The sequence below is a fragment of the Pseudomonas sp. GW456-12-1-14-TSB6 genome, assembly GCF_059424205.1.
Map to the genome: position 1 here is coordinate 100,759 of NZ_JBWKZE010000002.1, position 11,247 is coordinate 112,005.

An 11,247-nucleotide genomic window follows, 5' to 3' on the forward strand; every position below is an offset into this window, starting at 1 on the left:
TTCAGAACCTGAGTTCGACTCAATATTTCAGGTCGGCGTATCTCTAACATTCACTTCGGTCAGTCCCCTCTCCCTTCGGGAGAGGGTTAGGGTGAGGGGGCTTTGGCGTTAAGGCTCGATGCCCAGCTCATGCTTGACCAGTCCAAGCAATTTGGCGGTATCAATCGGCTTGAGCAAAAAGTCCACCACGCTCAGATGCATCGCCGCAATCGCGTCCTTCACGTCGGCATCGCCCGAAACAATGATGATCGGCATCGCCGCCCGTACCGATTCACGCACCTGACGAATCAGGTCCAGGCCATCGACATTGCCCATCCGCAGATCGGTGATCACCAGGCCGATGGAGGGCCTTTCCTCGAGCATCTTCAGCGCAGACTCACCGCTGGCCGCGGTCATGCAACGAATACCGTCCAACCCGAGAATCTCCGACAACAGCTCCCGGGCGTCCTTGTCGTCATCGACGATCAATACGCGCTGCGGTGGCAGATCGGGTTCGAGCATTACAGCGCTGAGCGCTTCGCGCTCGGCGTCGCTCAAAATATCGTGGTCGGACATGGCGTTCTCTACGTTTTCAATTCGATCCCCTGGCACAGTGGTCAGACATCGCTGGGCAGAGCTTCAATGTGCACTTCGTCGGATTTTTTTCCAAGGGGCGAACCGAAGAATTTCCGACTGATTTTGTAGGGCATATCCGAAAATTCCCCAACGGCATGCCCAACCTAGACTTACGTCCAATGGGCACCCCGCGCGATGGGGTCGACCATGGCTGCAACGATCCGACAACAACAATTCGAAAAAGACTGCGGTAATGGTTATGAGTAAAGCGGACGCCTTCACCCAGGCAGGGAAAACCGCGGTGTTGCAGAACATTCAGGGCACTTTGCAATTCCTCCAGCGCTTCCCCCCTTTCAATCAAATGGAACACGCCCACCTGGCCTACCTGGTGGAGCAATGCCAGCTGCGCTTCTACGGTCAGGGCGAAAGCATCATCAAACCCGCCGACGGGCCGGTCGAACACTTCTACATCGTCAAGCAGGGCCGGGTGGTCGGCGAGCGGCCGCACACGGCCAAGGGCGGCACCGAAACCACATTTGAAATCACAACCGGCGAGTGTTTTCCCCTCGCCGCGCTGCTCGGCGAACGGGCGACTCGCACCGAACACCTGGCCGGCGAAGACACCTTCTGCCTGCAACTGAACAAACTGGCGTTCATCAAGTTGTTCGCCCTCTCCAACACCTTCCGTGATTTCGCCCTGCGCGGGGTCAGCAGCCTGCTCGATCAGGTCAATCAGCAAGTCCAGCAGAAAGCCGTGGAAACCCTCGGCACCCAATACTCGCTGAACACCCGTCTCGGCGAATTGGCCATGCGCCATCCGGTGACCTGCAGCCCCTCCACCCCACTGCGCGAAGCGGTGAAGTTGATGCACGAACAACAGGTCGGCAGCATCGTCGCGGTGGACGAGCACAAGGCACCGCTGGGGATTTTCACCCTGCGCGACCTGCGGCATGTCGTGGCTGAAGGGGCTGGCGATTTCAGCGAGCCGATCGAACGCCACATGACGCACTCGCCGTTCTATCTTTCGCCGGATCACAGCGCCTTCGACGCGGCGATTGCCATGACCGAACGGCACATCGCCCACGTGTGTCTGGTCAAGGATCGACGCCTGTGCGGCGTGGTTTCCGAGCGGGATCTGTTCTCGCTGCAACGGGTCGATCTGGTACACCTGGCGCGGACCATTCGCAGCGCCCAACGGGTCGAACAGCTGGTGACCCTGCGCGGCGAGATCGGCCAACTGGTGGAGCGCATGCTGGCTCACGGTGCCTCGTCGACCCAGATCACCCACATCATCACCCTGCTCAACGATCACACCGTGTGCCGGGTAATCGAACTGACCCTCGCCGAAAAAGGCGACCCCGGCGTACCGTTCAGTTGGTTGTGCTTCGGCAGCGAAGGCCGACGCGAGCAGACCCTGCACACCGATCAGGACAACGGCATTCTGTTCGACGCGCGGGATGCGGCCCATGCGGCGGAGATTCGCGGCAAGCTGCTGCCCATCGCCCAGCAGATCAATACCAGCCTGGCGCAATGCGGTTTCACCCTGTGCAAGGGCAACGTCATGGCCGGCAATCCTCAGCTGTGCCTGTCCCGCGCCGAATGGGCCCGTCGCTTTGCCGCGTTCATTCGCGAGGCGACGCCGGAGAACCTGTTGGGCTCCAGCATTTATTTCGACCTGCGCGTGGTCTGGGGTGATGAACAGGGTTGCGAGCAATTGCGCCGGGGGATTCTCGATCAGGTCGGCGACAATCGTCTGTTCCAGCGGATGATGGCCGAGAACGCCTTGCGCAACCGTCCGCCGGTTGGGCGATTCCGTGAGTTCGTGCTGACCCGCAAGAACGGCGAGAAAGCCACGCTGGACCTGAAAATCCAGGGCCTGACACCCTTTGTCGACGGCGCGCGTTTGCTCGCACTGGCCCATGGCATCGACGCCAACAACACCCTCGAACGCTTTCGCCAACTGGTGGATAAAGAAGTCATCGACCGGCTGGATGGCGCCGCGTACGAAGAGGCCTACCACTTCATCCAGCAGACGCGCATGCAGCAGCATCAACTGCAGACCCGGGAAAACCAGCCGTACTCGAACCGGGTCGATCCCGACAGCCTCAATCATCTGGACCGGCGCATCCTGCGTGAATCCCTGCGCCAGGCCCAGCGCCTGCAAAGCAGCCTGACCCTGCGGTATCAGCTATGAGCCTGTTTTCGTGGCTGCGTCCGGCCAGCCCCGTTGTGCCGGACGACCTGCAACAGCGCCTGACGACACTGCCGGCCATCGGCGAGCTGCGCGAGTGCAGTCTGCGCGAACAACGTTGGGTGGTGCTGGACCTGGAAACCACCGGGCTGAACCTGAACAAGGACCGGGTGCTGTCGATCGGCGCGGTGGTGATCGAGGACGGTGCGATTGACTTCAGCCAGCAATTCGAACGCACCCTGCAATGCCGCGAGCTGAAACTCGGCCCGAGCGTGTTGATTCACGGTCTGGCACCGAGCGCGATTGCCGCCGGCAGCGAGCCCACCGAAGCCCTGGTCGAGCTGCTGGAGTTTATCGGCGACAGTCCGGTGCTGGCGTTTCACGCCTCGTTCGACCAGCACATGCTCGGCCGCGCGCTGAAAGAACATCTGGGGCACAAGTTGCAGACGGTGTTCCTCGATGTGGCGCAGATCGCCCCGCTGGTTTGCCCGCAGGCACACATTCGCGAGGCGGGGCTGGACGAGTGGATCGACTGGTTCAAGCTTGAAGTGTTCGAACGTCACCATGCGAGCGCCGATGCTCTGGCTACCGCGGAACTGGCGCTGATCCTGTTCAGCCGGGCACGCCAGCAGCAGATCCACAGTCCGCTGAATCTGCAGCAACGCCTGAGTCAGTGGAAGCGCCGACAGCAGACGCATTCGTTCTGAATCCGGGTTGTCGCCCGACAACCCGACCGGTGGCCAATTGCTAACCATTCCCACCTCTGCCACAATCGCGAACAATTCTCGTTAGTTAACACTTCCCAGTCGGTGTCGTCGTGTCTTCAGCCCAAAGCCCTCACAGTGAGCTCGTCGGTGCGTTGTATCGCGACCACCGCGGCTGGCTGCTGACCTGGCTGCGGCGCAACGTGGCTTGCCCGCAACGCGCCGAAGACCTGAGCCAGGACACCTTCGTCCGCCTGCTCGGCCGCGACGAACTGCTGACGCCCCGCGAACCCCGGGCGTTTCTGGTGGCGATCGCCAAAGGCTTGTTGTTCGACTACTTCCGCCGGGCCGCGCTGGAACAGGCGTATCTGACCGAACTGATGCTGATCCCCGAGGGCGAACAACCCTCGGTCGAAGAACAGCAACTGATCCTCGAAGACCTCAAGGCCATCGACCGCATGCTCGGCAAGCTGTCGACCAAGGCCCGCGCCGCTTTCCTCTATAACCGCCTCGATGGCCTGACCCACGCCGAGATCGCCGACAAACTCGGCGTGTCGGTCCCGCGCGTACGCCAGTATCTGGCCCAGGGTATTCGACAGTGCTACATCGCGCTGTACGGTGAGCCAACATGAGCCCGGCCAGTTCTAGACCGGTCCCGGCCCATGTGCTGGACGCGGCGATTGCCTGGCAATTGACCCTCGATTCCAGCACCCCACTGGAGCGCGAAGAGTTCGCCAAGTGGCACGCGGCCAACGAAGAACACGCCCGCGCCTGGCGCCAGTTGGGCATGCTCGACCAGCGTTTCAGCGTGGCCAACGGCCCGGCACGCAGCGCGTTGCTGCAATCGCGCGAAGGCATCCGCCGCCGGGTGCGCAAGCTCGGCAGCGGGCTGGCCAGTGTCGTGGCGGTGGTCGGTCTGGCGTTGTTTGCCGGCGAACGTTATCTGCCGCTGGATTACTGGCTCGCCGACCAACGCACCGCCACCGGCGAACAGCGTACGGTGCGTCTGGCCGATGGCACCGTGCTCAACCTCAATACCCACAGCGCGGTGGATGTCCGCTTCGATGAGAAGCAGCGGCTGATCGTCCTGCAGGAAGGCGAAATCCTCGTCGAAACCGGTCACGGCGATGCGCGGCCGTTCATCGTCGAAACCGCCGAGGGCAGCATGCGCGCCCTGGGCACGCGGTTCCTGGTCAAACGCGAAGACGCCGGCACGCGTCTGAGCGTGTTGCAGTCGGCGGTGGCGGCTCATCCGCAATCCGATCCGCAGGAACAGATCCTGCGCGAAGGCCAGCAAGTGCTGATCCGCCACAACGGTCTGGATTCGGTGGTGGCGCTCAACCCCGGCGCCGATGCCTGGACCCGCGGCATGCTGGTGGTGGACAACGCGCGCCTGGAAGACCTGGTGCATGAACTTGGCCGCTATCGTCGCGGCCATCTGGGCATCGCGCCGGAAGTCGCCGACCTGCGCATCACCGGCAGCTTCCCGCTGCACGACACCGACAAGGCGCTGAACGCCCTGCTGCCAACCCTGCCGGTGCAGATCGAGCAGCACACGCCATGGTGGGTGACCGTGGCCAAGGCGGATCCGAAGCCCTGACATTCAGCACTGCCTGCCCACGACAGGCCGCCTGCCACACCCCTGAAAACGGACTTTCTGCTGACTTGCGCAGCGATGTCGTTCGTTAATCGAAATTATTTTCATCCAGCCCTATCACTTTTCGAATCTCGTCCGGCACACAGGCAATTGAGAAATATTTCCATTCAGGAGCCGCCGTATGTCCCGTTCGCTAGACACCTTGTTGCGCCCCAGTTTGCTGGCGGTCGCCATTGCCCTCTGCACTCCGCTGGCCAGCAGCCAACTGATCGCCGCTGAACAGGCATCGAGCGTGCGCGCCTACAACCTGCCGCCGGCTCCGTTGTCGACCACCCTGAACCAGATCGCCAGCCAGGGCGGCCTGACGCTGTCGCTGAACCCGTCGCTGGCGGCGGGCAAGACCTCGGCGCCGGTCAACGGCCAATATGACGCGGCCGGCGCCCTGCGCGCGGCGCTGCGTGGCACCGGTCTGCAACTGGAACAGAGCGGCGCCGGCACCTACACCCTGGTCGCCGTGCCGGAAGGCGCGATGGCCCTGCCGGAAACCTCGGTAATCGGCGTGGAAAACTTCGAAAGCGCCTGGGGCCCGGTCGAAGGCTACACCGCCACCCGCACCGCCGCCGGCACCAAGACCGACACCGCACTGGTCGAAGCGCCGCGTTCGATTTCGGTCGCCACGCGCCAGCAAATGGAAGACCGAGGCGTGCACAGCCTAGATGACGCCGTGCGCTACATGCCGGGCATTACCGCCAGCAGCTACGGCAGCGACACCCGCGCCGACTGGCTGCGCGTGCGCGGCTTCGAACCGACCCAGTTCCTCGACGGCCTGCCCCTGCCAAAAGGCGTGTACGCCAACCCGAAACAGGAAACCTGGAACCTCGACCGCCTCGCCCTGCTGCGCGGCCCGGCCTCTTCCGTCTACGGCCAGACCCCGCCGGGCGGCCTGCTGGACATGGTCAGCCGTCGCCCGAGCGATGTGCAGAGCAGCGAAATCCAGCTGCAATACGGCAGCGACAACCACCGCCAGATCAACTTCGCCAGCACCGGCAAGATCGACGACGCCGGCCAGTTTCTCTACGGCCTCAGCGGTGTGGTACGTGACAGCGGCACGCAGATCGACCACGTCGACAACAAGCGCTACAACATCGCGCCGAGCCTGACCTGGAACATCGACGACGACACCAAATTCACCCTGCTGACCCAGTTCACCCGCGACGATACCGGCATCACCAGCCAGTTCCTGCCGGTGCAGGGCACCAAGATCGACATGCCGTTCGGCAAGGTTTCCCACCACAAGAATCTGGGCGATCCGGACTGGGAATATTACGACCGCACCTACTACGCGCTGGGCTATGCCTTCGAACATCGCCTGAACGATGTGTGGCAGTTCAAGCAGAACCTGCGCTACACCAAGTCGGATCTGTCGTTCCAGGGCATCACCGTCGGCTCGTATCCGTTCACTCAAGTGGACAATGACGGTAACGTCGGCCGTACCACGACCATCGTCGACGAAGACATCAGCCAGTTCGCCGTGGACAACAACTTCCAGGCCGACTTCGCCACCGGCGACATCCGCCACACCCTGCTGCTGGGTCTGGATCACCAGCGCAGCAACACCAACTACACCTCGATCTTCGGCAGCGCGCCGGAGATCAACGTGAACAATCCGATCCATGGTCAGCCGATCGTGCGTCCGGCGCGCTCCACCGCGTTCTATGACTATAACCAGAAGACCTACCAGACCGGCCTCTACGTTCAGGACCAGATGGCCCTGGACCAATGGCGCCTGACCCTCGGCGGTCGTGAAGACTGGGTGCACACCAGCACTCAATTCATCAACAAGGGCGACGCCACCAACACCCAGCGTGACAAGGCGTTCAGCGGTAACGCGGCGATCAGCTACGTGTTCGATTCCGGTTTCGTGCCGTACCTGTCCTACGCCGAATCGTTCCAGCCGACCACCGGCGCCGACGCCTCGTCGACCGAATCACTCAAACCCACCGAAGGCAAGCAGTGGGAACTGGGCATCAAGTACCAGCCACCGGGCAGCAAGACCCTGCTGACTGCGGCCGTGTATGACCTGACCCAGAAAAATGTCTCGGTCAGCTCGTTCGTCAACGGCGTATCGATCACCAGCCAGACCGGTGAAGTCAAAGTCAAAGGCCTGGAGCTGGAAGCCGTCTCCGACGTTACCGACAACCTGAAGGTCATCGCCGCGTACACCCTGGCCAAGTCCGAAGTGCAAAACGGCGCCGACAAGGGCAACCGCCTGCAACTGATGCCGAATCAGCAAGCGTCGCTGTGGACCGATTACACCTGGCACAGCGGTGTGCTCGACGGCTTCGGCATCGGTGCCGGCGCGCGCTACACCGGCAACACCTACGGCGACAAAGCCAACACCTGGCTGGGTAAGGCGGACGCGTACACCGTGTTCGACGCCGCCGTGCATTACGACCTCGGCCGTCTGGACAACAGCCTCAAAGGCGCGTCGCTGGCACTCAACGCCACCAACCTGCTGGACAAGGATTACATTTCCACCTGCGACAGCTTCTACTGCTACTACGGCGACCAGCGCAGCGTCGTCGCCAGCGCCACTTACAAGTGGTAAGCGCCTGAGCTGAACAGGCCCTGCAACCAGGCCGTCCCTCGTGGACGGCTTGGGTGTTTTTGAAGGTCATGAAATGAAAAGTAAAACCATTCGCCGCTGGTCCTTCGTCCACACCTGGACCAGCCTGATCTGCACCGTGTTTTTGCTGCTGCTGGCCCTGACCGGCCTGCCGCTGATTTTCCATCACGAGATCGACCACCTGCTGGGCGATGCGCCCCAGTTGCGGGTGATGCCGGCGGACACGCCGCATCTGAACCTGGCGCAACTGGTCGAAGCGGCGGAAAAGCATCGGCCCGGCGAAGTCGTGCAATATTTCGGCTTCGAAGACGACGAGCCGAATGCCGTGCTGACAATCATGGCCAGGACCGCCGGCACCGAGCCCAACTCCTCGCACACCTTCATGCTCGACGCGCGCACCGGCGAAGCCCTGGAAATGCCGTCGGCCAACGGCGGGCTGATGCTGTTTATCCTGCGCCTGCACGTCGACATGTTCGCCGGGCTGCCGGGCAAGCTGCTGCTGGCGTTCATGGGTTTGCTGTTCGTGGTCGCGATCGTGTCCGGCACGGTGTTGTACCTGCCGTTCATGCGCCGCTTGAAGTTCGGCACGGTGCGCCAGGACAAATCCACCCGCCTGCGCTGGCTCGACCTGCATAACCTGATCGGTGTGGTCACCCTGACCTGGGCACTGGTGGTCGGCGTGACCGGGGTGATCAGCGCCTGCGCCGATTTGATCATCGCTGCATGGCGCAACGATTCGCTCAACGCCATGATCGCGCCCTACCGCGATGTCCCGCCGCTGATCCACCTCGCCCCGGCCACGCGACTGCTGGATATCGCCAACGAAGTCGCACCGGGCATGAAACCGGACTTCATCGCCTTCCCCGGGACCCGTTTCTCCAGCGAGCACCACTACTCGGTGTTCATGAAGGGCGGCACCCACCTGACCTCGCACCTGCTGACCCCGGTGCTGATCGACGCCAGCACCCTGCAAGTCACGGCGGTGGCAGAACGACCGTGGTACATGGACGCCATGGGCATGTCGCAGCCGCTGCACTTCGGTGACTACGGCGGCATGCCGATGAAAATCCTCTGGGCCACGCTGGACGTGCTGACCATCATCGTCCTCGCCAGCGGCGTGTACCTGTGGGTGGTGCGGCGCAAGGCCGCGAAACCGGTACTGGAACCGGCGGAGGCCTCTGCATGAAGCCGCGTCAGTCGAATTTCTGGAAAGTCTTCAGCACGCCGCTGGTGATCGCGCTGCTGAGTGCGGCGGGCCTGTTCGCGGCGTTGCTGGGCGACGGGATCTGGGATGGTTTGAGCTGGATTGGTCTGGGCATTCCGGCAGCCCTTGCCCTGCGCGGATTGCTGCAACATCGCTGAACGGCTTGAGCCTGACGGGCAACGCGCTATGCTGCCCGTCATTGCCCCTGACCGAGACCCTGCCGATGTCCGCTCCCAGCATGACCCTGTTCCACAACACCCTGTCCCCGTTCGTGCGCAAAGTCATGGTGCTGCTGCACGAGACCGGCCAACAGGATCGCGTCGCGCTGCAGGACTGCGTACTCAGCCCTGTCAGCCCGGACGCCGCCCTCAACGCAGACAACCCGCTGGGCAAGATCCCGGCCCTGCGCCTGGCCGACGGCAATGTCATCCATGACAGCCGGGTGATCCTCGACTACCTCGACCACCAGCACGTCGGCAACCCGCTGATCCCCCGCGACGGCTCGGCCCGCTGGCGGCGCCTGACCCTGGCCTCGATGGCCGACGGGATCATGGACGCCTCGGTCATGGTGCGTTACGAGCAAGTGCTGCGCGCCCCGGAAAAGCACTGGGACGAATGGCTCGAGGCCCAGCGCGAGAAGATCCGCCGCGCCCTCGCCTTGCTGGAGCGCGACGCGATTGCCGAACTGACCTGCCACTTCGACGTCGCTTCGATCAGCGTGGCCTGTGCGCTGGGTTATCTGGATCTGCGCTTTCCGGATCTAGCCTGGCGTGACGCCAACCCGCAACTGGCCAACTGGTTCTTTGAAGTGAGCCAGCGGCCGTCGATGATTGCGACGATGCCGAAGGCTTGACGCACCGGGCGGGAGGTAACGAGGCAAAGATCAGCGTCATCAACACCTCGGCCTCCCGCTGCTCCTCACGCAACCCAACGAACCGGCTCATTGCACCGCTCCGATATCGAACTCCAGCGATTTGGCCGGTTTCTGCCCGATCCCGTACCAGTCCAGATTGCGGGTCAGCACCATGAACACACCGAGCAGACCGAACAGCAGCAGCGAACCCATCAGCAGCGCGTAATCCTCGGCGCTCAGCAAGCCGTAAAGCAAGCCGTACAACGCCGCCAGCCCCGCCGAAAAACTCAAGCCGTGGCGCACGCTGCGCAGCACGTGGCAGACATAGAACCCGATCAACACCACACAACCGCTGGCCGACAACAGATACGCCAGGGCAAACCCGATGTGCTCCGACAACGACAGCAGCAACAGATAAAAGAACGCCAGCGCCACACCCACCAGCGCGTATTGCACCGGGTGCACCGCCAGGCTTTTCAGCACTTCGAACAGGAAGAAACCGGCGAACGTCAGGACGATGAACAGCAGCGCATATTTGATCGCCCGGTCACTCTTCAGATATTGATCCACCGGATCGATGAAGCTCACGCCGAAACTGCGCCCGTTGAACGCCTCGCAATCATTGCCCGACACACAACGGCTCATCGCTTCTTGCAAATTAGTGGAGAAAAACGAGGTCTGCCAATCGGCGGTGAAACCCTGATCGTTGATCTCGCGTTTGGCCGGCAGGAAGTTGCCGATGAAGCTTGGGTGCGGCCAGTTGGCGGCGAGGTTCACGCGGCTGGTCTTGCCCACCGGCAGCACCTGCAACGAACCGGTGCCTTGCAGGCGCAGGTCGAAGCCGAAGGCCAGCTCCGTGGTTTTGCTGGTGTCCAGCGCCGGCAGCGTCACTCGCACACCCTCGCCCAGCCAGCCGACCTGAGTACCGGGCACGAAGTCCAGGCGTTGCGCGCCGAGTTCCAGCTTCAGGGCATTTTCGATCCCGCGAATGTCACTGATGCCGACCGCCAGGAACGGCGCATCGAAGGTGTAATCGACAAAGTCTTCCTTGATCCCCAACTGCGCCGGCAGCGAGAAATGCCCACTGATGCGGTTGTCGGCATGGAACAGCCGCGCTTCGTAAATGCCCCGGGCCCGCAGTTCGGTCTGCACCTGGCCGTCGAGCTCAAAGCGCTCCGGGAGGAAATACAGGCGTCCACGTTCCTCACCGATTTCCTGGTATCGCTCGTCACTCTTCTCTTTGGTTTTCCAGGTGCGTACCACTTTGCGATACGGCACAACCATCACCGGCCCGCTGAGTTGCTGGCTGTAGCTTGAGCTTCTGGCGATGTCTTCCAGCACGCCGTCACGCAGTTGCTGGCGATCATCGATGATGCCGTCGATCATCAACAGCGGCACCAGCAACACCAGGATCAGCAGGGCAATGGCCCCGAGTTTTATCGTCAGACTTTTGTTCATGGGACTCTCCCTGTTTCAGTGGGCAGAGTCTGCAAAGGGGATGTGGGGGTTTTGTGGGA

Annotated in this window: 10 protein-coding genes; 8 read left to right on the plus strand and 2 right to left on the minus strand. The window is 62.4% G+C overall.

Translation table 11 applies throughout. The features are described from left to right. Positions 1-108: 108 nt before the first annotated feature. Positions 109-555: a response regulator gene (locus tag AC07Y2_RS01995; RefSeq protein WP_039768035.1), complete on the minus strand. Its 447-nt coding sequence runs from the start codon at positions 553-555 to the stop codon at positions 109-111. A gap of 253 nt (positions 556-808) precedes the next feature. Between AC07Y2_RS01995 and AC07Y2_RS02000 the strand changes: the two genes are divergently transcribed. The 8 genes from AC07Y2_RS02000 to AC07Y2_RS02035 all read left to right on the plus strand — a co-directional run bounded on the left by AC07Y2_RS02000 (position 809) and on the right by AC07Y2_RS02035 (position 9,730). Further along, positions 809-2,749: a putative nucleotidyltransferase substrate binding domain-containing protein gene (locus AC07Y2_RS02000; protein ID WP_103385399.1), complete on the plus strand. Its 1,941-nt coding sequence runs from the start codon at positions 809-811 to the stop codon at positions 2,747-2,749. After that, a complete protein-coding gene (locus AC07Y2_RS02005) occupies positions 2,746-3,453 on the plus strand; it encodes a 3'-5' exonuclease (protein ID WP_039768033.1) in 708 nt (235 codons plus the stop codon). Before AC07Y2_RS02000 ends, AC07Y2_RS02005 begins: the two co-directional genes overlap by 4 nt. Positions 3,454-3,563: 110 nt before the next feature. Beyond that, a complete protein-coding gene (locus AC07Y2_RS02010; protein WP_103385398.1) occupies positions 3,564-4,082 on the plus strand; it encodes an RNA polymerase sigma factor in 519 nt (172 codons plus the stop codon). Then, positions 4,079-5,050, plus strand: coding sequence for a FecR domain-containing protein (locus tag AC07Y2_RS02015; RefSeq protein WP_103385397.1), 972 nt, complete (start codon positions 4,079-4,081; stop codon positions 5,048-5,050). The genes AC07Y2_RS02010 and AC07Y2_RS02015 overlap by 4 nt, the downstream gene beginning before the upstream one ends. Before the next feature lie 178 nt (positions 5,051-5,228). Further along, a complete protein-coding gene (locus AC07Y2_RS02020) occupies positions 5,229-7,655 on the plus strand; it encodes a TonB-dependent siderophore receptor (RefSeq protein WP_103385396.1) in 2,427 nt (808 codons plus the stop codon). A gap of 73 nt (positions 7,656-7,728) precedes the next feature. Further along, positions 7,729-8,859, plus strand: a complete 1,131-nt coding sequence (locus AC07Y2_RS02025; RefSeq protein ID WP_103385395.1) for a PepSY-associated TM helix domain-containing protein — start codon at positions 7,729-7,731, stop codon at positions 8,857-8,859. Next, positions 8,856-9,035 (plus strand): hypothetical protein, encoded by a 180-nt coding sequence (locus AC07Y2_RS02030; RefSeq protein WP_039768028.1) that lies wholly within the window; start codon positions 8,856-8,858, stop codon positions 9,033-9,035. The genes AC07Y2_RS02025 and AC07Y2_RS02030 overlap by 4 nt, the downstream gene beginning before the upstream one ends. A gap of 65 nt (positions 9,036-9,100) precedes the next feature. Further along, complete coding sequence (locus AC07Y2_RS02035) at positions 9,101-9,730, plus strand: glutathione S-transferase (RefSeq protein WP_103385432.1); 630 nt, start codon at positions 9,101-9,103, stop codon at positions 9,728-9,730. Positions 9,731-9,817: 87 nt separating this feature from the next. Here AC07Y2_RS02035 and creD read toward each other — a convergent pair whose 3' ends face one another. Continuing rightward, positions 9,818-11,188, minus strand: coding sequence for a cell envelope integrity protein CreD (gene creD / locus AC07Y2_RS02040; protein WP_103385394.1), 1,371 nt, complete (start codon positions 11,186-11,188; stop codon positions 9,818-9,820). Positions 11,189-11,247: the final 59 nt, after the last annotated feature.

What these genes read in the sequence shown, in the direction of transcription:
- AC07Y2_RS02005 (WP_039768033.1), top strand. Translation starts at nt 2,746, where the DNA reads ATGAGCCTGTTTTCGTGGCTGCGTCCGGCCAGCCCCGTTGTGCCGGAC.
- AC07Y2_RS01995 (WP_039768035.1), bottom strand. Translation starts at nt 555, where the DNA reads ATGTCCGACCACGATATTTTGAGCGACGCCGAGCGCGAAGCGCTCAGC.
- AC07Y2_RS02035 (WP_103385432.1), top strand. Translation starts at nt 9,101, where the DNA reads ATGTCCGCTCCCAGCATGACCCTGTTCCACAACACCCTGTCCCCGTTC.
- AC07Y2_RS02015 (WP_103385397.1), top strand. Translation starts at nt 4,079, where the DNA reads ATGAGCCCGGCCAGTTCTAGACCGGTCCCGGCCCATGTGCTGGACGCG.
- AC07Y2_RS02000 (WP_103385399.1), top strand. Translation starts at nt 809, where the DNA reads ATGGTTATGAGTAAAGCGGACGCCTTCACCCAGGCAGGGAAAACCGCG.
- AC07Y2_RS02025 (WP_103385395.1), top strand. Translation starts at nt 7,729, where the DNA reads ATGAAAAGTAAAACCATTCGCCGCTGGTCCTTCGTCCACACCTGGACC.
- AC07Y2_RS02020 (WP_103385396.1), top strand. Translation starts at nt 5,229, where the DNA reads ATGTCCCGTTCGCTAGACACCTTGTTGCGCCCCAGTTTGCTGGCGGTC.
- creD (WP_103385394.1), bottom strand. Translation starts at nt 11,188, where the DNA reads ATGAACAAAAGTCTGACGATAAAACTCGGGGCCATTGCCCTGCTGATC.
- AC07Y2_RS02030 (WP_039768028.1), top strand. Translation starts at nt 8,856, where the DNA reads ATGAAGCCGCGTCAGTCGAATTTCTGGAAAGTCTTCAGCACGCCGCTG.